General features: G+C 69.0%; 21 protein-coding genes. 8 read left to right on the plus strand and 13 right to left on the minus strand.

Annotation, left to right across the window (positions count from 1 at the left end; genetic code table 11):
* The first annotated feature begins 59 nt into the window (after window positions 1-59).
* From AB0C35_RS00605 to AB0C35_RS00625, 5 genes are all read left to right on the plus strand, one after another.
* A complete protein-coding gene (locus tag AB0C35_RS00605; RefSeq protein WP_358448926.1) occupies window positions 60-449 on the plus strand; it encodes an ATP-binding protein in 390 nt (129 codons plus the stop codon).
* On the plus strand, window positions 434-790 hold the full coding sequence (locus tag AB0C35_RS00610) for a hypothetical protein (RefSeq protein ID WP_358448928.1): 357 nt from the start codon (window positions 434-436) through the stop codon (window positions 788-790). Before AB0C35_RS00605 ends, AB0C35_RS00610 begins: the two co-directional genes overlap by 16 nt.
* A 69-nt stretch (window positions 791-859) precedes the next feature.
* Window positions 860-1,294, plus strand: a complete 435-nt coding sequence (locus tag AB0C35_RS00615; protein ID WP_358448931.1) for an SRPBCC domain-containing protein — start codon at window positions 860-862, stop codon at window positions 1,292-1,294.
* Entirely contained in the window at window positions 1,281-1,634 is a 354-nt protein-coding gene (locus AB0C35_RS00620; protein WP_358448933.1) for a metalloregulator ArsR/SmtB family transcription factor, read from the plus strand. Before AB0C35_RS00615 ends, AB0C35_RS00620 begins: the two co-directional genes overlap by 14 nt.
* A gap of 12 nt (window positions 1,635-1,646) precedes the next feature.
* A complete protein-coding gene (locus tag AB0C35_RS00625; RefSeq protein WP_358449831.1) occupies window positions 1,647-2,024 on the plus strand; it encodes a VOC family protein in 378 nt (125 codons plus the stop codon).
* A 75-nt stretch (window positions 2,025-2,099) separates the two neighbouring features.
* On the opposite strand, the gene AB0C35_RS00630 is transcribed toward AB0C35_RS00625, so the two are convergent.
* Complete coding sequence (locus tag AB0C35_RS00630) at window positions 2,100-2,327, minus strand: hypothetical protein (RefSeq protein WP_358448935.1); 228 nt, start codon at window positions 2,325-2,327, stop codon at window positions 2,100-2,102.
* A gap of 177 nt (window positions 2,328-2,504) precedes the next feature.
* Here AB0C35_RS00630 and AB0C35_RS00635 point away from each other — a divergent pair, with 177 nt between their 5' ends.
* The 3 genes from AB0C35_RS00635 to AB0C35_RS00645 all read left to right on the plus strand — a co-directional run bounded on the left by AB0C35_RS00635 (window position 2,505) and on the right by AB0C35_RS00645 (window position 5,704).
* Window positions 2,505-2,924, plus strand: coding sequence for a hypothetical protein (locus AB0C35_RS00635; RefSeq protein ID WP_358448937.1), 420 nt, complete (start codon window positions 2,505-2,507; stop codon window positions 2,922-2,924).
* A gap of 109 nt (window positions 2,925-3,033) precedes the next feature.
* Window positions 3,034-4,590: an MFS transporter gene (locus AB0C35_RS00640; protein WP_358448939.1), complete on the plus strand. Its 1,557-nt coding sequence runs from the start codon at window positions 3,034-3,036 to the stop codon at window positions 4,588-4,590.
* 130 nt (window positions 4,591-4,720) lie between these two features.
* A complete protein-coding gene (locus AB0C35_RS00645) occupies window positions 4,721-5,704 on the plus strand; it encodes a sigma-70 family RNA polymerase sigma factor (protein ID WP_358448941.1) in 984 nt (327 codons plus the stop codon).
* 64 nt (window positions 5,705-5,768) lie between these two features.
* Here AB0C35_RS00645 and AB0C35_RS00650 read toward each other — a convergent pair whose 3' ends face one another.
* The 12 genes from AB0C35_RS00650 to AB0C35_RS00705 form a co-directional block, all read right to left on the minus strand.
* Complete coding sequence (locus AB0C35_RS00650; protein WP_358448943.1) at window positions 5,769-9,641, minus strand: DNA-directed RNA polymerase subunit beta'; 3,873 nt, start codon at window positions 9,639-9,641, stop codon at window positions 5,769-5,771.
* Window positions 9,642-9,661: 20 nt separating this feature from the next.
* The gene (rpoB, locus tag AB0C35_RS00655; RefSeq protein ID WP_358448945.1) at window positions 9,662-13,129 is read right to left on the minus strand and encodes a DNA-directed RNA polymerase subunit beta; all 3,468 of its coding nucleotides are present in this window, start codon (window positions 13,127-13,129) and stop codon (window positions 9,662-9,664) included.
* A 396-nt stretch (window positions 13,130-13,525) separates the two neighbouring features.
* On the minus strand, window positions 13,526-14,542 hold the full coding sequence (locus AB0C35_RS00660; RefSeq protein ID WP_358448947.1) for a hypothetical protein: 1,017 nt from the start codon (window positions 14,540-14,542) through the stop codon (window positions 13,526-13,528).
* Entirely contained in the window at window positions 14,539-15,027 is a 489-nt protein-coding gene (locus AB0C35_RS00665; protein ID WP_358448949.1) for a hypothetical protein, read from the minus strand. Before AB0C35_RS00665 ends, AB0C35_RS00660 begins: the two co-directional genes overlap by 4 nt.
* A 19-nt stretch (window positions 15,028-15,046) precedes the next feature.
* A complete protein-coding gene (locus tag AB0C35_RS00670) occupies window positions 15,047-16,516 on the minus strand; it encodes an MlaD family protein (RefSeq protein WP_358448951.1) in 1,470 nt (489 codons plus the stop codon).
* The gene (locus tag AB0C35_RS00675) at window positions 16,513-17,835 is read right to left on the minus strand and encodes an MCE family protein (RefSeq protein WP_358448953.1); all 1,323 of its coding nucleotides are present in this window, start codon (window positions 17,833-17,835) and stop codon (window positions 16,513-16,515) included. The genes AB0C35_RS00670 and AB0C35_RS00675 overlap by 4 nt, the downstream gene beginning before the upstream one ends.
* On the minus strand, window positions 17,832-19,112 hold the full coding sequence (locus tag AB0C35_RS00680) for an MCE family protein (RefSeq protein WP_358448955.1): 1,281 nt from the start codon (window positions 19,110-19,112) through the stop codon (window positions 17,832-17,834). Before AB0C35_RS00680 ends, AB0C35_RS00675 begins: the two co-directional genes overlap by 4 nt.
* Window positions 19,113-19,126: 14 nt before the next feature.
* Window positions 19,127-20,218, minus strand: a complete 1,092-nt coding sequence (locus AB0C35_RS00685) for an MlaD family protein (RefSeq protein WP_358448957.1) — start codon at window positions 20,216-20,218, stop codon at window positions 19,127-19,129.
* Window positions 20,219-21,250 carry an MCE family protein gene (locus AB0C35_RS00690; protein ID WP_358448959.1) on the minus strand — a complete coding sequence of 344 codons (1,032 nt, stop codon included), beginning with the start codon at window positions 21,248-21,250 and terminating at the stop codon, window positions 20,219-20,221.
* Window positions 21,247-22,551, minus strand: a complete 1,305-nt coding sequence (locus AB0C35_RS00695) for an MCE family protein (RefSeq protein WP_358448961.1) — start codon at window positions 22,549-22,551, stop codon at window positions 21,247-21,249. The genes AB0C35_RS00690 and AB0C35_RS00695 overlap by 4 nt, the downstream gene beginning before the upstream one ends.
* A gap of 7 nt (window positions 22,552-22,558) precedes the next feature.
* Window positions 22,559-23,323 (minus strand): ABC transporter permease, encoded by a 765-nt coding sequence (locus AB0C35_RS00700; protein WP_358449833.1) that lies wholly within the window; start codon window positions 23,321-23,323, stop codon window positions 22,559-22,561.
* Between the two features lie 83 nt (window positions 23,324-23,406).
* Window positions 23,407-24,105: an ABC transporter permease gene (locus AB0C35_RS00705; protein ID WP_358449835.1), complete on the minus strand. Its 699-nt coding sequence runs from the start codon at window positions 24,103-24,105 to the stop codon at window positions 23,407-23,409.
* Window positions 24,106-24,252 lie beyond the last annotated feature (147 nt).

Here is a 24,252-nt window from a genome sequence, read left to right on the forward strand (position 1 = left end):
CTTCTATTGTGGCTGACTGTGGCTGGATGTTCACGACTCAGCCAAAAGGTGGTGCCCTGATGCCTCTGACAGCCGTTGCGCCCGAGGCGCCGACGCTCGTCCTCGAACCGTCCGGCAGGGCGCCGGCGTTGGCGCGGGCGTTCGTCGCCGAATGGTTCCGGAAGTGGGGGATCGCGGACGACTCGGACGCGCGGGTCATCGTCTCCGAACTCGTCACGAACTCGGTGGTGCACGGGGCCGGGCCGATCGTCGTCCGGGTGCTGCTGGACGAGCGTGACGGACGTCCCGTGATCGAGGCGTGGGACGGCGGGGACGGGCGGCCGGTGGTTCAGCCGGAGGATGCCGCGGCCACGAACGGGCGCGGGCTGTTGATGGTGTCGCAACTGGCCGTGGAGTGGGGCACCCGGCCGCTGCTGGAAGGAGGGAAGGTCACGTGGGCGAGGTGCTGAGCGCGCGTCTGGAGCGAGGCGCGTTGCACTGGCGGACGCGCATGGGGCGGAAGACCGCCGTCCGGTATCTGGACACGCTTGCGGTGGCGCTGCGGCCGCAGGGGTGGCGGTTCATCAAGCTCTACCGCCCCGTCCCTGTGCCGCTCCTGCGGGTTTACGCGAACGGGGCCGAGGACGTCGGGATCGTGGTGAGCGTGCTGGCCACTCCGGGCGGCACCTGGGGATATCACGAGGCTTCGCGTGGACGGCGCGGCTATCTGGCACCGTGCGGCGACGCGAAGTCGGCGGGCGAGGTGGTCGGCGATCTCCTCAAGCACCGCATGTACCCGGCCACCTGGTGAGGCGAGTTGCGCAACTGAGTGGTTGCAATATATGTTGCAACCAATTGGTTGCGTTGCTTGGAGGTCAGGGTGCCCGTACCGGATCGCATCGAGCGCGTGCTCGAACTTCGCCACCCTCCCGAGAAGGTGTGGGCTGCTCTGACCACGCCCGAAGGTCTGGGTGGCTGGTTCGGGTCCAGTGCCGAGATCGACGACCTGCGCCCCGGCGGCCAGGCCCGTGTGCGGTGGGAGCAGGACGAGGAAAGCACCCTGTACATCCAGGTCGTGGAGCCACCCCGCCTGTTCGCCTACACATGGGCGATCGAGGGACTGCCGCCGAGCGATCCGCGCCGGACCTACGTGGAGTTCACGCTGGAGCCGACGGCCACCGGCACTCGGGTCACGGTCGTGGAGACCGGCTTCGCCCAGCTGCCCGACGAGCTCACCGCCGCCTACGAGGGCAACGTGACGGGGTGGCGGACGAAGCTGCCCGAACTGGCCGAGTACCTCGATGCCGCGGCCTGATCAACCCGATGCCGAGGCGATCGCCCAGGCGGTGTTCACCGCCCTGGCGGACCCGACCCGGCGCGGCATCCTCGCCGAGCTCGCCTCGCACGGACCCGCGACGGCGACCGATCTGGCCGACCGGCTGCCCATCTCGCGGCAGGCAATCGCCAAACACCTCCGTCTGCTGACCGACGCCGGGCTTGTCCGGGCCGAGGCCGGCGAGCGGCGCCGGATTCGCTACCGCCTGCAGACCGGGCCGGTCTCCGTGGCCCAGTCGTTCCTGGCCGCGCTCACGCGGGACTGGGACGGCCCCTTGGACCGCCTGCGTGACCATCTCGACCAGACCCAGGAGGAATGAAGCTTGAACCCCATGTTCCGCGGCGGCCACAACATCGCCATGAAGCTTCCCAAGGCTCAGTTCGACCGCACTGTCGCCTTCTACCGCGACGTCCTCGGCATGGAGGTGACCGACCATGCCGGCCAAGCCATCGCCGGCGGCGTGGCCGAGAGCGCCTCTGTGCAGTTCGGACCGGTGACCCTGTGGTTCGACCGGGTCGACAACTACGCGCACCCCGACCTTTGGCTGGAGCTGTTCACCGACGACGTCGACCGTGCCACCGCGCACCTGGCCGCGCACGGCATCGGCGTCCAGGACGAGCTGGAGCCGCTCCCCTCCGGAATGAACGCCCACTGGATCAGCAACCCCGTCGGCGTCCCGCACATCGTCCGCAACCCCGACGACGACTGACGCACCAGCGCCGACGCGTGGAACGACGCCGAAGGGCCCGTCCGGGTGGGACGGGCCCTTCGGGTGCGCGGCGTGTCAGGCGAAGGCGCGGCACTCCACCTTGGCGCGGCGTTCGGTCATGCCCTGCTGGGTCGCCGCCGTCACGCACGCCCGCTGCTTCTCATTGAGCTGGGGCTCGCCGCACTCGGTGACGCTGGAGTAGGTGCGGCAGTCCTGGCGTGCCGGCCGGTCGGACGGCTGGGCGGCGATGGCGCTGCCCGTACCGGTGATCCCGACGACCGCGGCGATCAAGGCGCCGGTCATGACCCTCTTCATATGCTTTCTCCCCCGTCGTGCACATCAGCCAACGGACCTCATCGTCCCCGGGGCATGTGGCGACAAAACGCCTTCAAAGGTCAAGAAAGCGACTAAACGGCCAGGTTAGCGCTCCAGTGGTTCGGGACGTGCGGAGGGCCGCCGTCCGCGTGCTGCGGACTCCAGGTGCACAGCCAAGTCATCGATGTACTTCGCCGCGATGCCGCGTCGGCCCCGCCTCGCTTCTACGGGCTGTTGAAGGCGTCAGCGGCCTTCCTCGCGACCGCCATGCTGGTCCAGGGCATCACCGCGGGCCAGCTCCTGGACGGCGCCGAGAACGGCCTCGAAATGCACCGGGGCACCACCGGTGTCGTCATCGTCGCCCTGCTCGTCACCATTGTCGCCGCGCTTCTGGTGCGGCGCGGCGGCGGATCGGCCCGTCCCCTGGCCGGCAGCCTGGTGGCCGCCGTTCTCACCGGCGCCCAGATGGCCCTGGGAAACAGCGGCGAGACCGCCGTCCATGTCCCGCTCGGCGTCGCGCTCATGGGCATCGGCACCGCCCTGGTCACCCAGGTATGGAGGCAGCCGCAGGTCAGCGGAGCCTGATCGGCGTGGCGGACGCGTCCCCCCGATCCGGCTCCCCGGTCACACGGCGTCCGCCGTGCCGGTCATAAGGGTGACTCCCCATATCCCTCGAAAACACAAGGAGATGAGCATGGCAATGGAGAGCGCGGACCCGGCGGGCGGGCCGGGTTCGGAAGGGTCCAGAACGGCGAGCGCGGATCCGAAGCGATGGCTGATCCTCGCCGTCATCTGCACCGCCCAGCTCATGGTCGTCCTCGATGCGACGGTGATGAACCTCGCGCTGCCTCCGGCGCAGGAGGACCTGGGCTTCAGCGACGCCGACCGGCAGTGGATCCTGACCGCCTACCTGCTGGCGTTCGGGAGCCTGCTGCTGTTCTGCGGGCGGCTCGCCGACCTGATCGGCAACAAGGTGACCTTCCTCGTCGGTGTGGCCGGCTTCGCCGGCGCCTCCGCCGTCGGCGGCGCCGCGACCACCTTCGAGATGCTGGTGGCGGCGCGCGCCGGTCAGGGGGTCTTCGCCGCGCTGCTGGCGCCGGCCGCCCTGTCGCTGCTGGCCACGACGTTCACCGACCCGAAGGAGCGAGGCAAGGCGTTCGGCGCCTTCGGCGCGGTCGCGGCCAGCGGCGCGGGCGTGGGGCTGATCGTCGGCGGTGCGCTGACCTCCGCGCTGTCCTGGCGGTGGTGCATGTACATCAACGTGGCCTTCGCCGCGTTGGCGCTGCTCGGCGCCGCGCTACCGATGGGCGGCAAGCGCAGGCCGGGTGTCCGGCTGGACATCCCCGGCGTGCTGATGGTGTCGGGCGGCATGTTCTGCGTCGTCTACGGCTTCTCCAACGCCGCGGAGGAGAGCTGGGGCACGCCGTCGACGTGGGGCTTCCTCGCAGCCGGCGCGGCGCTGCTGGCCGTCTTCGGCTTCTGGCAGACGCGCGCCGCGCAGCCGCTGCTGCCGCCCCGCGTCATCCTCGACCGCACCCGCGGCGGCGGCTACCTCACCATGCTGATCGTCGGGGGCGGGGTGTTCGGCATCTTCCTGTTCCTCGTCTACTACATGCAGACCACCCTGGGGTACTCGGCGATCACCTCCGGCGTGGCCCTGCTGCCGATGGTGGTGTTCACCGGCGTGGGCGCCAACGTGGGCAACGTCCGGCTGATGCCGCGGTACGGCCCGAGGCCGCTGGTCTTCGCCGGCCTGGCGTTCAGCGCGGCGGGCGCGGCCTGGCTGACCGGGATCGGCGTGGACTCGGGCTACGCGGCGGCCCTGCTCGGACCGACCATGGTCGCCGGCCTGGGCATGGGGCTGCTGTTCGCCGCGGGGCTCCAGACCGGCACCCATGGCGTGGGGGCGGAGGACGCGGGCGTCGCCTCGGCGACGCTCCAGATCGGGCAGCAGCTCGGCGGCGCGATCGGCACCGCGCTGCTCAACACGATCGCGGCCAGCGCCGTCACCGACTACCTGGAGAGCAACGCTCGGGGGAAGCCCGGTCCGGAACTGATCGAGCTCGCGGCGATCGACGGCTACACCACGGTGTTCTGGTGGTGCGCCGGGATCTTCGCGGCCGGCGCCGTCATCTGCAGCACGATCCTGCGCGGCGGCCCGCTGCCCCCGTCCGAAGCCGGCGCTCCCGCCGGAGACGGCGGTGCCTCCGCCGGTGAGCCGATGGGGAAGGCCGAAGCGGCACGGACCTGACGAACGAACGCCGTGCCGGAGCCGTCATCCGTGCCGCCCAGCGGTGTCCGGGCGCCGACCCCCACCGACGGCACCTCGATGAACCCGACCGACCAGCCCGCGTACGTACCGACCGAAGAGAGGTGACCAGATGAGCGAACACGACTGGCTGGCCGACCGGTTCGAGAACGATCGCCGCCGCTTGCACAACGTGGCGTATCGGCTGCTCGGCTCGCCGACCGAGGCGGACGACGCCGTCCAGGAGACCTGGATCCGGCTGAGCCGCTCGGACACCAGTGCCGTGGAGAACCTGAGCGGCTGGCTCACGACGGTCGTGGCCCGGGTGTCGCTGAACATGCTCCAGTCACGGAAGTCGCGCCGCGAGGATCTCATCGAGGCGGCCGAGGCGGCAGAGGCGGACCCGTCGATCGACCCGGAGCAGGAGGCTCTCTCCGCGGATTCCGTCGGCCTCGCCATGCTCGTCGTCCTCGAAAGGCTCACACCCGCCGAGCGGCTGGCGTTCGTGCTGCACGACGTCTTCGGAGTCCCGTTCGAGGAGATCGCGACCATCGCGGACCGCTCTCCCGCCGCGGCCCGCAAGCTGGCCAGCCGCGCCCGCCGCCGCATCCGGCAGGCCGACCTGAACCCGGCCGGCGGCGGCGGCGCGGGCTCGGACGGCGCCGCCGGTCCTCACAGGGCCGCCGGTGCCAATGGCACCGCCAGTCCCGGCGGCGGCGACGCGGGCGCCGGTCAGGCGGGCACCAAGGCCGAGCTCGTCCGGGCCTTCCTGGCCGCCTCCCGCGGCGGCAACTTCGAGCTGCTGCTGGCCACGCTCGACCCCGACATCGTGGTTCGCCCCGATGAGACCGTCGCCCGGTCGGCGGTCGAGACCGGGGTCCACGGCGCCGGGCAGACCCCCGTCGACTCCGAGATCCGCGGCGCCGACGCCGTCGCCCGCGCCTTCGCCGGACGCGCCTGGGCCCCGCGCATGGCCCTCATCGACGGATCCGCCGGCCTGGTGTGGGCCCCGGACGACCAGCCGCGCGTCGCGTTCCGCTTCACCGTCGACGGCAGCAGGATCACCGCCATCGACATCCAGGGCGATCTGGCCGGCCTCACCATCGTTTTCTGCTGAACAGGCGGAAGGCCGCCGCCCGCGTGTCGCGGGCGGCGGCCTTCCTTCGTGCCTTGCGTGTGCCTTACCGGTTGTACTGGCCGAAGTCGTACTCCTCCAGCGGCACGGCCTCGCCGGACCCCTGGCCGAAGGCGTACTCGGCGCCGTCGTCGTAGGAGCCGACGGAGTACACCGCCGCCTTGGCCTCCTCGGTGGGCTCGACCCGGACGTTGCGGTACTGCGGCATGCCGGTACCGGCCGGGATGAGCTTGCCGATGATGACGTTCTCCTTGAGGCCCAGCAGCGGGTCGCTCTTGGCGTGCATCGCGGCCTCGGTGAGCACCCGGGTCGTCTCCTGGAAGGACGCCGCCGACAGCCACGACTCGGTCGCGAGCGAGGCCTTGGTGATGCCCATCAGGACGGGACGGCCGGCGGCGGGAACCCCGCCCTCGGCCACGACGGACCGGTTGCGCCCCTCGAAGATCGGCCGCTCGATCAGGTCACCGGGCAGCAGGTCGGTGTCGCCCGACTCGAGGATGTTCACCCGCTTCAGCATCTGGCGGACGATGATCTCGATGTGCTTGTCGTGGATCGACACGCCCTGCGACCGGTAGACCTCCTGGACCTCCTGGACCAGGTGGAGTTGCACGGCGCGGGGACCGAGGATGCGCAGCACCTCGTGCGGGTTGATCGCGCCCGCGATGAGCTGCTGGCCGACGCCGACGGCCTCGCCCTCCTTGACCAGGAGGCGGGACCGCATCGGCACCGGGTAGGCGATCTCGTCGGAGCCGTCGTCCGGGACGACGACGACCTTGCGGGCCTTCTCCGTCTCGTCGATCTTGACGCGGCCGGCGACCTCGCTGATCGGGGCCACACCCTTGGGGATGCGGGCCTCGAACAGCTCCTGGACGCGCGGCAGACCGTGCGTGATGTCGCCGCCCGCCACACCACCGGTGTGGAAGGTCCGCATGGTGAGCTGCGTGCCGGGCTCGCCGATCGACTGCGCGGCGATGATGCCGACGGCCTCGCCGACGTCGACCCGCTTGCCGGTGGCCAGCGAACGGCCGTAGCAGGCGGCGCAGACGCCGATCTTGGCCTCGCAGACCAGGGCGCTGCGGGTGCGGACCTTGTCCACGCCCGCCTCGACCAGGCGCGACACGACCGCGTCGGACAGGTCGGTGTCGGCCGGGAAGATGACCGTCCCGTCGACGACGACGTCCTCGGCGATCGTGCGGCCGACCAGGCTCGTCTCCGAGGTGGCCAGCTTGACCAGGGTGCCGTCGGACAGCTTGTCGGCGACCTCGAAGGGGATCGTGCGGTCGGTGCCGCAGTCCTCCTCGCGGACGATGACGTCCTGCGCGACGTCCACCAGGCGCCGGGTCAGGTAGCCCGAGTCGGCGGTGCGCAGCGCGGTGTCGGCCAGGCCCTTGCGGGCGCCGTGCGTCGAGATGAAGTACTCGACGACCGACAGGCCCTCGCGGAACGACGACTTGATCGGACGCGGGATGGTCTCGCCCTTGGGGTTGGAGACCAGGCCGCGCATGCCGGCGATCTGGCGGAGCTGCAGCGGGTTGCCGCGGGCACCCGACTGGATCATCATCCAGATCGGGTTGTCCTTCGGGAACGCCGCCTCCATGTCCACCGCGACGTCCGCGGTGGCCTTGTTCCAGATCTCGATGAGCTCCTGCTTGCGCTCATCGTCGGTGATCAGGCCGCGGTTGAACTCCCGCTGCACCTTCTCGGCCCGCTGCTCGTAGCCGCCCAGGATCTCCGCCTTGTTCGGCGGCGCGAGCACGTCGTCGATCGCGATCGTCACACCGGACCTGGTCGCCCAGTGGAACCCGGTGCTCTTCAGCGCGTCGAGGGCGTTGGCGACGGCGACCTTCGGGTAGGTCTCCGCCAGCTCGTTCACGATCGCCGACAGCTGCTTCTTGCTGATCTCGTCGTCGACGAACGGGAAGTCGTCCGGCAGCGTCTCGTTGAACATCGCGCGGCCGAGCGTGGTCTCCAGCCGGTACGGCTGGCCCGGCTCGTAGCCCTCCGGCGCGATCCAGTCGCGCGGCGGCGGGATGTCCTTCAGCCGCAGCTGGATCTTCGCCTGCAGGGCCAGCTCGCCCCGGTCGTAGGCCATGATCGCCTCGGCGGCCGACCCGAACGCGCGGCCTTCGCCGACGGCCCCGTCCTTCTGCGTCGTCAGCCAGTACAGGCCGATCACCATGTCCTGGGTGGGCATGGTGACGGGCTTGCCGTCCGACGGCTTCAGGATGTTGTTGGTCGACAGCATCAGGATGCGCGCCTCGGCCTGCGCCTCGGCCGACAGCGGCAGGTGCACGGCCATCTGGTCGCCGTCGAAGTCCGCGTTGAACGCGGTGCAGACGAGCGGGTGGATCTGGATGGCCTTGCCCTCGACCAGCTGCGGCTCGAACGCCTGGATGCCGAGACGGTGCAGGGTCGGCGCCCGGTTCAGCAGCACCGGGTGCTCGGTGATGACCTCTTCCAGCACGTCCCACACGACCGGGCGGGCCCGCTCGACCATCCGCTTGGCGGACTTGATGTTCTGTGCGTGGTTGAGGTCGACGAGCCGCTTCATGACGAACGGCTTGAACAGCTCCAGCGCCATCTGCTTGGGCAGGCCGCACTGGTGCAGCTTCAGCTGCGGGCCGACGACGATGACCGAACGGCCGGAGTAGTCGACGCGCTTGCCCAGCAGGTTCTGCCGGAACCGTCCCTGCTTGCCCTTGAGCATGTCGGACAGCGACTTCAGCGGACGGTTGCCCGGCCCGGTGACCGGGCGGCCGCGGCGGCCGTTGTCGAACAGCGCGTCGACGGCCTCCTGCAGCATCCGCTTCTCGTTGTTGACGATGATCTCGGGCGCGCCCAGGTCGAGCAGGCGCTTGAGCCGGTTGTTCCGGTTGATGACGCGGCGGTACAGGTCGTTCAGGTCGGACGTCGCGAAACGGCCGCCGTCCAGCTGCACCATCGGACGCAGGTCCGGCGGGATCACCGGGATGCAGTCCAGCACCATGCCGAGCGGGCTGTTGCGGGTGTTGAGGAACGCGGAGACGACCTTCAGCCGCTTGAGGGCGCGGGCCTTCTTCTGGCCCTTGCCGGTGCGGATGATGTCGCGCAGCTTCTCGGCCTCGGCGTCGAGGTCGAAGTTCTGCAGCCGGGCCTGGATGGCCGCGGCTCCCATGCCGCCCTCGAAGTACTTGCCGAACCGGTCGCGCATCTCGCGGTAGAGCAGCTCGTCGCCCTCCAGGTCCTGGACCTTGAGGTTCTTGAAGCGGCTCCAGACCTCGTCGAGACGGTCGATCTCGCGCTGCGCGCGGTCGCGCAGCTGCTTCATCTCCCGCTCGGCGCCGTCGCGCACCTTGCGCTTCTGGTCGGCCTTCGCGCCGGCCTCCTCCAGCTCCGCCAGGTCGCCCTCCAGCTTCTGCTGGCGGGCCTCGACCTGCGCGTCGCGGGCCTGCTCGATCTGCTGGCGCTCCACGGAGATGTGGGCCTCCAGCGTCGGCAGGTCGCGGTCGCGCCGCTCGGCGTCCACGCTGGTGATCATGTAGGCCGCGAAGTAGATGATCTTCTCGAGATCCTTCGGGGCCAGGTCCAGCAGGTAGCCGAGGCGGGACGGGACGCCCTTGAAGTACCAGATGTGCGTGACGGGCGCGGCCAGCTCGATGTGGCCCATCCGCTCACGGCGCACCTTGGCCCGGGTCACCTCGACGCCGCAGCGCTCGCAGATGATGCCCTTGAACCGGACGCGCTTGTACTTACCGCAGTAGCACTCCCAGTCCCGGGTAGGACCGAAGATCTTCTCGCAGAAGAGCCCGTCCTTCTCCGGCTTGAGGGTCCGGTAGTTGATCGTCTCCGGCTTCTTCACCTCGCCGTGCGACCACTGGCGGATGTCGTCAGCGGTCGCCAGGCCGATGCGTAGCTCGTCGAAGAAGTTGACGTCAAGCAACAGATTTCCCCTTGAGTTGATCAGACCTCTTCGACACTGCTCGGCTCACGCCGGGACAGGTCGATGCCGAGCTCCTCCGCCGCACGGAAGACGTCCTCGTCGGTGTCGCGCATCTCGATGGACATGCCGTCGCTGGAGAGCACCTCGACGTTGAGGCACAGCGACTGCATCTCCTTGATGAGCACCTTGAAGGACTCGGGAATGCCGGGCTCGGGGATGTTCTCGCCCTTGACGATGGCCTCGTACACCTTCACGCGGCCGAGGACGTCGTCGGACTTGATGGTCAGCAGCTCCTGGAGGGCGTAGGCGGCGCCGTACGCCTCCAGCGCCCACACCTCCATCTCACCGAAACGCTGGCCGCCGAACTGGGCCTTACCGCCGAGCGGCTGCTGGGTGATCATGGAGTACGGGCCGGTCGAGCGCGCGTGGATCTTGTCGTCGACCAGGTGGAGCAGCTTGAGGATGTAGATGTAGCCGACCGAGATCGGGTCCGTGTAGGGCTCGCCCGTACGGCCGTCGAACAGCCGCGCCTTGCCGCCCGGCTCGACCATGCGGTCGCCGTCGCGGTTGGGCAGGGTGCTCGCGATCAGGCCGGTGACGTCGTCCTCGCGGGCGCCGTCGAACACGGGCGTGGCGGTCTTCGTCCACGGCTCGGCCTCGTCGGCGCCGATCGCCTTGAGGGCCTTCTGCCAGTCCTCCGAGTCGCCCTCGACCTTCCAGCCGCGGGAGGCGACCCAGCCGAGGTGGGTCTCCAGGACCTGCCCCACGTTCATGCGTCCGGGGACGCCGAGCGGGTTCAGGACGATGTCGACCGGCGTGCCGTCCTCCATGAACGGCATGTCCTCGACCGGGAGGACCTTGGAGATGACGCCCTTGTTGCCGTGCCGTCCGGCCAGCTTGTCGCCGTCGGTGATCTTGCGCTTCTGGGCGACGTACACCCGGACCAGCTCGTTCACGCCGGGCGGGAGCTCGTCGCCTTCGTCGCGGGAGAACACCCGGACGCCGATGACCTTGCCCTGCTCGCCGTGCGGCACCTTCAGCGAGGTGTCGCGGACCTCACGGGCCTTCTCACCGAAGATCGCCCGCAGCAGCCGCTCCTCCGGGGTCAGCTCGGTCTCGCCCTTGGGCGTGACCTTGCCGACCAGGATGTCGCCGGGGACGACGTCGGCGCCGATGCGGATGATGCCGCGCTCGTCGAGGTCGGCCAGGACCTCCTCGGAGACGTTCGGGATGTCCCGGGTGATCTCCTCGGGGCCCAGCTTGGTGTCGCGGGCGTCGACCTCGTGCTCCTCGATGTGGATCGAGGAGAGGACGTCGTCCTGCACCAGGCGCTGGCTGAGGATGATGGCGTCCTCGTAGTTGTGGCCCTCCCACGGCATGAACGCCACGAGGAGGTTCTTGCCGAGCGCCATCTCTCCGTCGTCGGTGCACGGACCGTCGGCGACGACCTGGCCGAGCTCGACCCGCTGGCCCTCCTCGACGATCGGCTTCTGGTTGAAGCACGTGCCCTGGTTGGACCGCTTGAACTTGGCGACGCGGTACGTCGTCCGCGTGCCGTCGTCGTTCATGACGGTCACGTAGTCGGCGGAGACCTCCTCGACGACGCCGGCCTTCTCGGCCGTGATGACGTCGCCGGCGTCGGTCGCGGCGCGGTACTCCATGCCGGTGCCGACCAGCGGCGCCTCGCTGCGCAGCAGCGGGACGGACTGGCGCTGCATGTTGGAGCCCATGAGCGCGCGGTTGGCGTCGTCGTGCTCCAGGAACGGGATCATCGCGGTGGCGACCGAGGTCATCTGCCGCGCCGAGACGTCCATGTACTGGACCTCGCGGGCGGGGACGAGTTCGACCTCGGCGCCCTTGAGGCGGACCAGGACGCGGTCGTCGACGAACGTGCCGTCGTCGTTGATCAGCGAGTTGGCCTGCGCGACGACGAAGCGGTCCTCCTCGTCGGCGGTCAGGTAGTCGATCTGGTCGGTGACGATGCCGTCGGTGACCCGGCGGTAGGGCGTCTCGACGAACCCGAACGGGTTCACCCGGCCGTACGCGGCGAGCGAGCCGATCAGCCCGATGTTCGGGCCTTCCGGCGTCTCGATCGGGCACATGCGGCCGTAGTGGGACGGGTGGACGTCGCGGACCTCCATGCCCGCCCGCTCACGCGACAGACCACCGGGACCCAGCGCGGACAGCCGCCGCTTGTGCGTCAGCCCGGCCAGCGGGTTGGTCTGGTCCATGAACTGCGACAGCTGGCTGGTGCCGAAGAACTCCTTGATGGAGGCGACGACCGGCCGGATGTTGATCAGGGTCTGCGGCGTGATCGCCTCGACGTCCTGGGTGGTCATCCGCTCGCGGACGACGCGCTCCATCCGGGCCAGACCCAGGCGGACCTGGTTCTGGATCAGCTCGCCCACGGTGCGCAGGCGCCGGTTGCCGAAGTGGTCGATGTCGTCGACCTCGATCGGCACCGGGACCGCGCTGAGGGTCGCCTCCTCCTCGCCGGCGTGCAGCCGGACGAGGTACTCGATCGTGGAGACGATGTCGTCCTCGGTGAGCGTGCCCTGGTTCATGTCCAGGTCGAGGCCGAGCTTCTTGTTGATCTTGTAGCGCCCGACCTTGGCGACGTCGTAGCGCTTCGGGTTGAAGTACAGGTTCTCCAGCAGCGTCTGCGCGGACTCGCGCGTCGGCGGCTCACCCGGGCGCAGCTTGCGGTAGATGTCCAGGAGAGCATCATCTTGGCCGGAGGTGTGGTCCTTCTCCAGGGTGACGTTGATCGACTCGTAGGAGCCGAAGCGCTCACGGATGCGCGCCTCGTCCCAGCCGAGGGCCTTGAGCAGCACGGTGACGGGCTGCTTGCGCTTGCGGTCGATGCGAACGCCGACGTTGTCGCGCTTGTCGATCTCGAACTCGAGCCAGGCCCCACGGCTCGGGATGACCCGGCAGCCGTAGATGTCCTTGTCGGACGCCTTGTCGAGAGCCCGGTCGAAGTAGACGCCGGGCGAGCGGACCAGCTGGGAGACGACCACCCGCTCTGTGCCGTTGATGATGAAGGTGCCCTTCGGGGTCATGAGCGGGAAGTCGCCCATGAACACCGTCTGGCTCTTGATCTCACCGGTGGTGTTGTTGATGAACTCCGCCGTGACGAACATGGGGGCGGAGTAGGTCATGTCCTTGTCCTTGCACTCCTCGACGGAGTACTTGGGCGGCTCGAACCGGTGGTCGCGGAACGACAGGGACATGGTCCCGGAGAAGTCTTCGATCGGACTGATCTCTTCGAAGATCTCCTCCAGCCCCGACTGGGTCGGGACGCTCTTACTTCCGGCCTTCTGGGCCGCCTCGACCCGGGCCTTCCACCTCTCGTTGCCCAGCAGCCAGTCAAAGGAGTTGGTCTGCAGAGCAAGGAGGTCCGGGACTTCGAGCGGCTCCTTGATGCGCGCGAAGGAGACGCGGTTCGGACCGGTTGCGGTATTCGAGGCGTTGCGCGAGGCTGCCAAGAGTGGTCCTTCCGAGGGCTCGCGGCGTATAACTGACGACACGCACGCCAGACGATCCACGTCCGAGACCTGCACAAGGGGGTCCAAAAGGGACCACGGCAGGGGTGCTCTCACACGCGGATAGTCAGAGGGCAGCGCAAAGGGGCAGTGTAGCCGACTGGTACACCGCTCGCAACTCTAGCGCCGCAGTATGCATCACGTTGCCATGGAGCATCGCCCCTCAGCGCCTCTCAGTCAAGAGCGGACTTGGACTTTTCGGGCCCTGACCTGCAGTGAGGAACGCCATAGTTTAAGCCTTCGCCCGGCGTAGATCAGTTGGGCCGTGTAACGCCGTCGAGCGGCCACCTCCAGGTGGGGCGGCCGCTCGATCGTTTCGGTGTCGCGGGGGTCTGCGCGTCAGGAGATGACGGTCAGTTCGGACGCCAGCCATGTGCCGTCGTCCTCGACCATCGTCATCTTGATGCGCAGCGGTTCGGGGAGCCGCTGCTCCTTGTCGTCCTTGGTGACCGAGGAGCGGTTGGCGTAGACGAGCGTGACGACCTTGTCGGGCGTCGCGCTCACCACGCCCACCTTCATCACCGTCGTGGTGGAGATGGCCTGCTGCCGGACGGCGACGGTCTTGAGCTCCTGGGCGAGCTTCTCGTACTGGGTACGCAGCTTGCCCGTCGTGGTGGCGGACGCGGCCTTCAGGTCGGCGTCGAGCGTCTGGTAGTCGTACGATGACAGCTTCTGGGCCGCGCGGGACGAGGCCATCGAAGCCTCCTTGGCCGCCGCCTCGGTCGCCCTCTGCTCGCCGACCTTCATGGCGAGCATCGTCGTGCCGGCACCGAGCGCGATCGTCAGGACGGCCAGGACGACGATGACCGTCGAAAGCCCGCCCGCACGGATGCGGCGGCGGGGCTCGTCCTCGCCCTCTTCGCCCTCGTCGTCTTCGTCGTCTTCGTCGTCGTTCTCGGTGTCCTCGGCGTCCTCGACGGGTTCCGCGTCGGCGGAGGTGGCCTCAGAAGCGTCTGAGTCGTCCTCTGCCGCGTCGTCACCGTCCGACGCGCCTTCGGAGACCTTCCGGGCACGCCGGGGCTCCTCCAGCGCCCTGACGTCTTCCTCGGAGTCCCCTTCGGGGTCTTCCGGGCCTTCGGCCTCTTCGGCCTCTTCGGCTTCGACGGCGGCCTCGTCCGCGGCGATCTGCGCGAGCCGCGCGGCCTCCTTGGCCTTGGCGGCGGCCTCCTCCGCCAGCCGGGCGGCCTCGGCGGCCTCCTCGGCCTTCGCGGCGCGCTCCTCGGCCTTGGCCGCGCGGTCGGCGGCCTCCTCGGCTTCCTCGGCGGCCTTGTCCGCCTTCGTCGCCGGCTTCTTGCCGGCGTCCTTGGGCGCGTTCTTGTCCTTCGGGGAGCGCTTGCCCCGGCCGAGCATCGTCACGGGACAACCTCCAGTCCGGACACGAGCCAGCGGTCGTCGACCCGCGTGAGGTCCATCTGGTAGCGGTACGCCTGCGGCGTTCCGTTCTTCACCTTGTCGTTGGTGACGGTCCCGTTCAGGGAGACCATCACCTCGGCGGAGTCGTCGTCGATGGACACCAGCGCGGCCTCGACGTCGCTCACCGTCGACTTCGCCTTCGCCTTGGTGACCTGGTCCATGAAGACCTTCGACTGGGACGCCAGCTTGTTCTTCAGGTCACCGGTGGTCCCGGCCACGATGCGGTCCAGGTCGCGCTGGGCGGTCTCGGCGTTCAGCGACATCAGGTTGACGCCCATCTGCCGCGCCGACTGGATCGCCTTCGCCTTCTGGTCGGCCTCGCCCTTGTTCTGGAGGGTGATCACGCCGAGCCAGCCGGCCGCGATGGCGAGGCCGGCGACGACGACGCTCAGCACGACGACGCTCACCAGGGGGAGCCGGCGCCTCATCGGGTCCGCCCTCCCGGATTCACTGGCTCAGCGGTCCGAGCAGGAGCCACTTCCACGAGTTTTCCTCTCCCAACTCACGGGTACCGGCGCTGCGGGGCATGACGTAGCGCTTGCCGTCGGGTCCGTAGACCGCACCGGTCGTTGGATCGTATCCAGCGAATTCGACTGAATTTGCCGGATACGACAGGTACAACCGGTTATTCGTCAGCTGTGCGGTGGGGGCGGGTGCGGCCTGGGTCTTGCCCGAGGTCTTGCCGTCGCTCTTGGCCTCCGACTTGCCCCCGTCACCGTCGCCGTCGTCCGCGTACGCGCCGCCCTCCGGGAACCCGGCGCCCGCGGTCGCGCCCGGCGGGACCTGCGGGTACGGCGCGATCGCGTCGGCCGGGAAGTTGCGCGGGCCGCGGACGGCGGTGGGCGCGTCCTTCGGCGCCTTGCAGCCGGTGTCCAGGCGCGGCTTCTTCTTGGACGTGTCCTGCGGCCAGCGGCGCTTCACCTTCTCGTAGCCGTCGGTGCACGGAGGCGGCGAGTCGATGTTGAGCGCGAGACCCAGATGCTGGGTTCCGTCGCCGGGCGTGACGGTGAACGCGCCCGCGACCGTCACCGGGTAAAGGATGAACAGCGAACGCAGGCCCGCCTTGCGCGACGAGATGATCTGGCCGGTGGTGGTGAGGTTCGCCAGAAGGACGGGCAGCGTCGGCGCGAGCTGGTTGATGGCCTTGTGCGTCTCGTCCACCGCGCCCGGCACGCCGTCGATGGTGCTGCGCAGCGCCGGGTCGTCGTTGCGGAGCGAGGTGCTCAGCTCGTTCAGGTTCCGTGCGAAGCCCCGGATGTTGGCGCCCTGCCCGCGCTGGGTGTCCAGGACGGTCACGCTGTTGTCCAGCAGCCGCTTGGTGTCGGGGTAGGCCTGCTCGGCCGTCTTCAGCAGCCGGTCGGTGTCGTCCAGGATCGACTGCAGGTCCTCGGCGGAGCCGGAGAACGCCTTGTTCAGCTCGTCCACGATGACGCCGAGGTCCTTGGTGTTCACCGATCCGACGAGCGAGTCGACGTTGCGCAGCAGCTCGGCGGTGGACACCGGCAGCTCGGTGCGCGACCGGGGGATCGTGTACGGCTCGTCCTCGTCCAGGTACGGCCCGCCCTTCTTGGTGGGCTGCAGGTCGATGTACTGCTCGCCGACCGCCGACCGGTTCGCCACGATGGCCTTCGTGCCCTCGCGCGGGATCCGCTCGCCGCGTTCGAGTTCCAGCTTGACGCGGATGCCGTCCTTGGTCAGCTCGATGGGCCCGACGCGTCCGACCGGGACGCCCCGGTAGGTGACCTCGGCGTTGGTGAACACGCCCCCCGAGTCGGTGAGGTCGACGTAGGCGACGTACTGCCGGCCGAGCAGGTCGCGGCCGATCCCGATGTAGTTGACGGACACGATCGCCACGCCGACGACGGTGATCACCGCGAAGGCGATCAGCTGGAAGATGATGCCGCGCTTGAGGATCACGAGAGGCCCCCCGTCATCAGGGTCCGCAGACCGCCGTCACCGGACTGCGGGCCGAGCGCGCCCGGACGTCCCTGCTGGTTCCCCTGCTGGTTCGTCCCGGGTCCGCCGGAACCGCCGGGCAGCCCCGGCACCCCGCCGGCGCCGCCGCCCGGTGCCTGCGGCAGCACGCCCAGCGGGGTGTCGGGCAGCGTCACGTTCGGCACCTGGAGCATGCCGCGCATCTCCTTGCCGCTGCCCAGAAGCCCCTCTAGGTCGGTGCCGCCGAGCAGGTTGTGCGCGATGGACTCGAAGTCGAGGTCGAGGGTCAGGTGGACGTTGCCGTAGTCGCCCTCGATCACGTTCTGGAACGTGGCGGGGAACGGGAACGTGATCAGCGTTTCCAGCGACTGCGGCAGGTCGGAGCCGGCCTTGTTGAGGTTCCGCAGGATCTTGTCGAGGTTCTGCAGGTTGGCGAGCAGGTCCGCCTTCGACTGGTCGATCACGTAGGTGGTGGTGCGGCTGAGCTTGTTCAGCGCGACCAGCATCTTGGTGAGGTCGGCGCGGTTGCGTTCGAGGACGGCGATCGCCGGGCCGGTCTCGTCGATGGTGTCCCGGATCGTCTTGCGCTCGTCCGCCAGCTTGCCGCTGAGGCGGTCGATGCTGTCCAGCGCCCGGGTGATCGCGGCGCGGTTGCGGTCCAGCGTCCCGGCGAAGGTGTCGACCCGGTGCAGCACCGACTTGATCGTGGACTCCCGGCCGCCCATCGCGGCCTGCAGCTCGTGGCTGATCGTGGAGATCTGCTCCAGCCCGCCGCCGTTCAGCAGCAGCGACATCGCCGACAGCACCTCTTCGATCTCGGTGCCGTGGGTCGTGCGGTTCAGCGGGATCAGGTCGCCCTCGCCGAGCTCCCCGGACGGGGGCTCGTTCTTCGGCGGGTCGATCTGCACGAACTTCTCGCCGAGGAGGCTGGTCTGGCCGATCGTGGCGACGGAGTTGTCGGGAAGCTTGACGTCCCCGCGCACCTTGACGGTGACGACGGCGTGCCAGCCGCGCTGCCCGCCCGGCGCGCCGGCGAGCTCGATGTCCTCGACCTGGCCGACCGAGACGTCGTTGACCTTGACCGTCGACTGCGGGACGAGGTCCAGCACGTTCGCGAACTCGATCTTCACGGTCTTCGGGTTCGAGCCGAGGTCCGGGCCGCCGGGCAGCGGCAGCGACGCGACGCCGTTGAACGAGCATCCCGACAGTGCCGTCACGCCCGCGACCGCGGTGACGGCGAACAGCCGTGCGCGGCGGCCGGCGAGACGTCCCGCCCGGCGCACACGCCGTGTCGTGCTCATCGGCCACCTCCAGGCAGCAGCGCGGTGATGTCCCTGGGCTTGCTCTGCGGCGCGGCGGCGTTGGTCCCGCCGCCCTGGTTCGGCCGGCTCGACTGCGCCGACTTGGGCGGGCCCTGCGGGCCGTACGCGTCCGGCGGGATCGGCACCGGGTCGTAGTGGGTGGTCAGCGCCGTGATCCAGGACAGGTCCAGGTGCAGGCCCGTCAGCGCCTTGCCGATGCCGTTGTACGGCTTGACGAAGTCGAGGCATTCCTTGGCGGGCGTCCCGACCGAGTACGCCAGCGAGCAGACCCAGTCGGCCAGGTCGTGGAACTGGCGGAAGTTGTTGCGGGTGTGGATGGTGCCGCTGATCGGGTCGTACGCGCGGGCCAGGTTGTTGATGGCCAGCGGGCCGGCCGTGAGGATCTCGGCCAGCGCGTCCTTCTCCTTCACCAGCACGCCGGTGATCTGGGCGAGCTGCCGGACATTCGCGGCAAGCTCACCGCGGTTGTCCTTGACGAACCGCTGCACGTTCCGCAGCGTCGGGGCGAGGGTGTTGAGGGCCGCGCTCAGCTCCTCCTTCTCCCCCGCGAGCTGCGCCGACACCTGGTTGAGGTGCCCGCTGAACGACTTGATCTGCTGGTCGTTCGCCTTCATCGCGTCGGTGATGATCCGCAGGTTCCTGATCGTCTCGGCGATGTCGCCGCGATCGGTGCTGAGGGTGCTGAGCGCCTTGGAGGTGTCCTCGATCGTCGCCCGTATGTCGTCGCCCTGCCCCTCCAGGTTCGCGGCGCCGACGTTCAGCAGCCGCGACAGCGACCCGGTGCCGTCCTGGCCCGGCGCGTTGGCGCCCTCCGGGCCGAGGGCCTTGCTGAGGTCGTTCAGGCTGCCGCCGATCTGGTCGATCTCGACGGGCACCGCGGTGCGGCTCGTGGTCAGCGTCGCCCCGTCGGCCAGGACCGCGCCGCCCTTGTAGACGGGGGTGAGCTGGATGTAGCGGTCGGCGACGAGCGTCTGGTTGATGATGACCGCCTGCGCGTTGGCGGGCACCTTGTACTTGGCGTCGTACTTCAGCTCGACCTTCACCGAGTCGCCCACCGGGTCGACCTTCGTGACCCGGCCGACCGGGATGCCGAGGATGCGGACGTCGGCGCCCTCGTACAGGCCGACGGTCTTGGTGAAGTACGCCGTCATGTGACGCTGCTTCGGCTCCTGGAGGATCAGCAGGAGCGCGGCAGCCAGCACCGCGACGGCGAGGATGACGCCGCCGAGGCGAAGGATGGATGCTGAATTGCGCACTGGAACCTGCCTGCTCACGGGAGGAACGGCAACGGGTTGTCGCCTGTGACACCGGTCTGGCCGCCGCCGGACGGCCCGTTGCCGGTGCCGTTGCCGGACTGGCCGCCCTGCTTCTTGGGCGTGTTCCCGCCTGCGGTCGGGGCGTCCGCGATGGAGGCGGGGATCGGGATGAGGTTCTGGATCCAGGAGTCGAACCAGCGTCCGGTGCCGGTGACGTCGGCGAACTGCCGGGAGAACGGCGCGAACAGCTGGAGGATCCGGTCCAGGTTCTGCTGGTTCTTCAGCAGCACCTTGTTGACCTTCGCCAGGTTGTCCAACATCGGCTGGAGCTGCTTCTCGTTCTCCTTGATCAGCGCGTTCACCTGCTGGGACAGGGTCACGGTCCGGATCAGGAGCTGGTGGATGACCTGGCGCCGCGCCTGCACGGCCTGCAGCACCTTGTCGCCGTCCTGGACGAGCTTGGCGAAGTCCTGGTTGCGGTCCGCGAGCAGCTCCGACACGCTCTTGGCCCGGCCGGCCAGCTCGTGCAGTTCCTCGTCACGGGACGCGATCGTGTCCGACAGCCGCCGCAGCCCCTTCAGCGACGCCCGGATCTCCTCGGGGGAGTTCTCGAACGTCTCCGACAGCACGTCGAACGACTGGGCGACCAGCTTCGGATCGATCGCCTCGACCCGCCGGCTCAGCTCGCTGATCGCCGGGACGACCTCGAACGGGACGTGGGTCCGCTCGACCGGGATGGTGCGGCCCAGCTCTCCCTTGCCGCGCGGGATGAGCTCCAGGTAGTGCGCGCCCAGCACCGTCTTGATCTTGATGCTGGCCTCGGTGCGGTCGCCGAGCTCGACCCCGTCGTCCACGCGGAACGTGACCTTGACGTGGTCGCCGTCCAGTTCCAGGTCGGTGACCTTGCCGACCTTGACGCCCGCGATCCGGACCTCCTCGTCGGCCTTCAGCCCCGCCGCCTCCTTGAACGAGGCGGTGCGGGTGGTGCCGCCGGCGATGATCGGGATGTTGTCCAGGTTCATCACCAGCGCCACCAGGACGATGATGATCGCGAAGCCGCCGAGGCCGATGGGGACCGGGTTGCGTTCCCGGAACGAGACCCTCATCTACTTGCACCTCGCGTTCTCGTTCACGATCGCCGGCGTCTGGTAGACCGGTCCGCCCGGCAGTCGCACCCGCGCGTCGAAGCCGCAGATGTACATGTTGAACCAGGACCCGTAGGAGGAGATGTTCACGAGCCCCTCCAGCCGCTTCGGCGACCGCTTCAGGCCCTTGTCGAGAGCGCCCTTGTTCGCGTCGAGCGTCCCGGTGAGCTTGCGCAGCCCGGCGATGTCGTTCCTGATGCCGGGGCGGGCGTCGGCGAGCAGGTCCTGCGTGGTGCCGGTCAGGTCGTTGATCGCCGCGACCGAGTCGAAGATCGCCTTGCGGTCGGCGGCCACCCCGCTGACGAACCCGCGCAGGTCCAGGATCAGCTGGTTGACCTCGTCGTGGCGCTCGTCGACGGTGCCGAGCACCAGGTTCAGGTTCTCGATCACCCGGCCGATGACCTGGTCGCGGTCGGCGAGCGTGTTGGTCAGCGACGCGACGTGCGCGAGCAGGCTGTTGATCGTCCCGCCCTCGCCCTGCAGCACCTTGATGATCTGCGTCGAGAGCGTCTTGACGTCCTCGGGCTCCAGCGCGCGGAACAGCGGCCGGAAGCCGTTGAACAGCGTCGTCAGGTCGAGCGCGGGCTTGGTCTGCGCGATCGGGATCGTGTCGCCGGGGTCCAGGTAGCCGTTGACCTGGCCTGCGCCGTCGGTCAGCGCCAGGTACCGCTGGCCCATCAGGTTGCGGTAGCGGATGTGCGCCTGCGTGGACGACGGCAGCCCCGCCTTGAAGGCGGCGCCGTCCTCGACGCTGAACGTCACCTCGGCCTGGTGGCCCTTGTACAGCTTGATGTCCTCGACCTGGCCGACGCGGACGCCGGCGACGCGTACGTCGTCGTTCTCCAGCAGACCTGTCACGTCCGAGAAGATCGCCTTGTAGCTCTCGGTGTCGCGGAAGCGCACGTTCGCGATCGTCATCGCCAGCACGCCGGTGGCCACCGAGGTGATGACCACGAAGGTCAGCAGCTTGATCGCCGCACTCGTCGTCCTCACTTGATCGTCACCATCGATCCGTCGCCCAGCAGCGGCCCGAACATGAGCGCCGACACGTCGGAGACCTGGTCGGCGGGGGTCCGCGTCATCGGCCCGACGACATTCTTGATCTTTTCCTTCTCGCTCATCGAGCCCATGTCGACGAACACGTTCGACATCGCCCGGCCGCGGCTACCGCCGGCGTTGGCGGGGTCGGGGTCCTTCCACCACAGGTCGTCCTGCGTCCCGTCGAGCGCCAGGTAGTCCGGGAACGGGATCTTCGGGTTCGGCAGGTTGTAGCAGCGCGGGTTGCGCTGGTCCTTCACTTCCGGCAGGTCCAGCGGATTCTTGTAACCCGGCCGCGGCTTGACGATCTCGACCGTCAGGTTGAAGGTCTTGGACCCGTTCCCGCCGGCCACCCGCTCGGCCTCCGGCGCGATCTTCATCAGGCCGGCGAGCACGCAGGGGATCGACGGCGAGTACCGGGCGACCACGCCCAGCGCGTCGCGGTTCGCGATGTTGAAGCCGATGATCTTCGGCCCGTTGTGCCGCATGAACACGTCGCCGTCCTGCGCCAGCGCGGTCGTCGCCGGGATCAGCCGCTCGATCGTCGCCGTCTTGTCGGTGATCGTGCGGCTCGTCACGTTGAGGTTCCGCAGCGTCTGCAGCAGGTCCGGCGCCGCAGCGTTGTAGATGTCGGACACGTCCGCGAGACCGTGCAGGTCGTGCACCAGCGTGCCGAGCTGCGGGTTGATCTTCCGCAGCAGCTCGTCCGCCTGCTCGAAGTTGCGCCCGATCTGGTCGCCGCGGCCCTGCAGCGCCGTGGCGAGGGCGTTCAGCGTCGCGTTCAGCTCCGCCGGCTTCACCGCCTGCAGCAGCGGCAGCAGGTCGTTCAGGACCTTGTTGAGCTCGACGGCGGCGAGCGAGCGATCCTGCTGGATCACGGCCCCCTCGGCGAGCCCCACCGGGCCCCCCGGCGCCGGGACGTGCAGGTCCACGTACTTCTCGCCGAACAGCGTCTTGGGCAGCAGCCGCGCCTGCACGTTCCGCGGGATCAGCTTCGCCTTGTCCGGGTCGAGCGCCAGGTGCAGCGTCGCGCCTTCCGCGGTCGCGTCGGTGCCGCGCACCTCCCCGACGATCAGCCCGCGCACCTTCACGTCCGAGTGCGACAGCAGCTGCAGCCCGGCGCGCTCGGTCTTCACCGTCACCTCGGTCACCGGGGTGAACGCCTTGTTGAACAGCGCCACGGTGAGGGCCAGCAGCAGGACGATCACCAGGAGCATCGCCATCCCGAGGAACCGGAACCGAATACGTTCGCTCATGGCGCCGTCACCCCGCGATCCGGACCGTCGTGTCGGTGCCCCAGATCGCCATGCCGAGCATCAAATCCGCCACGTTGATCACGACGATGCTGGTGCGCACGGCGCGGCCCACCGCGATGCCGACGCCCGCCGGGCCGCCGCTCGCGTGGTAGCCGTAGTAGCAGTGGATCAGCATCACCAGCACCGAGAATATGATCACTTTGCCGAAGGACCACAAGATGTCGTTCGGCGGTAGGAACAGATGGAAATAGTGGTCGTAGGTGCCGGTCGACTGCCCGTAGAACACGGTCACGATCACCCGCGTCGCGCCGTAGGAGGCGAGCAGGCCCACGATGTACAGGGGGACGACCGCGATCATCCCGGCCAGCATCCGGGTCGTGACCAGGAACGGCATCGACGGGACGGCCATGACCTCCAGCGCGTCGATCTCGTCGGAGATCCGCATCGCGCCGAGCTGGGCGGTGAACCCGCAGCCGACCGTCGCCGACAGTGCCAGCGCCGACACCAGCGGCGCGATCTCACGGGTGTTGAAGTAGGACGCGATGAACCCGGTGAACGCGGCCGTGCCGATCTGGTTCAGCGACTCGTAGCCCTGCAGGCCGACCTGGCTGCCGGTGAAGAACGTCATGAAGCCGACGATCACCACCGAGCCGCCGATCACGGCGAGGCCGCCGGTGCCGAGGCTCACCTCGGCCAGCAGCCGCAGCACCTCCGTGCGGTACCGGCGCAGCACCCGGAACGTCCACGCGAACGCGCGGGCGTAGAACGACATCTGGTGCCCGAAGTCGTCCAGCCGCTGCAGGGGGGCGTTCACCACCCGGGTGACGGTCTTTCCCGTCTTTCCTGGGGCCGCCATCACATCCCCTTCGACGGGACGAACTGGAAGTACAGCGCGGAGATCAGGAAGTTCTCCAGGAAGAGCAGCATGAAGGTGATGACGACGGTCTGGTTGACCGCGTCACCGACGCCCTTCGGGCCGCCCTTGGCGTTCAGGCCCTTGTAGGCGGCGACCAGGCCGGCGGTGATGCCGAACACGAACGCCTTGAACTCGGCCTGCAGCAGGTCGGGAAGCTGGGCGATCGCGTTGAAGGACGCCAGGTAGGCGCCGGGGGTGCCGTCCTGCAGCATGACGTTGAAGAAGTAGCCGCCCATCAGGCCGACCACCGAGACCAGCCCGTTCAGGAACAGCGCGACGAAGGCGCAGGCGAGCATCCGCGGCACGACGAGACGGTGCAGCGGGTTGATGCCCAGCACCTCCATCGCGTCGATCTCCTCGCGGATCTTGCGGGAGCCGATGTCGGCGCACATCGCCGACCCGGCGGCGCCCGCCACGAGCAGCGAGGTGACCAGCGGGCTGGCCTCCCGGACGATCGCGGCGACCGCGGTCGCACCGGTGAAGGACTGCGCGCCGAACTGCCGGATCAGCCCGCCGACCTGCAGCGACAGGATGCCGCCGAACGGGATGGCGACCAGCATGGTGGGCACGACGGTGACGCTGACGATGAACCAGGCCTGCTGGATGAACTCGCGCCACTGGAACGGCCACTTGAACATCGCGCGGAAGGTGTCCAGGCACAGGGCGAAGAACCGGCCCGGTTCCCTGATCGCGACATTGGCGGCGCCGTCCCCGATCTTCCGGAGCGTCACGGAAGAGCCGCCGCCCTTCCCGTCCCCTCGCTGGTCCGCGCCGATACCAGGAGT

It is taken from the genome of Spirillospora sp. NPDC048819 (genome assembly GCF_040650055.1).
Taxonomy (GTDB): domain Bacteria; phylum Actinomycetota; class Actinomycetes; order Streptosporangiales; family Streptosporangiaceae; genus Spirillospora.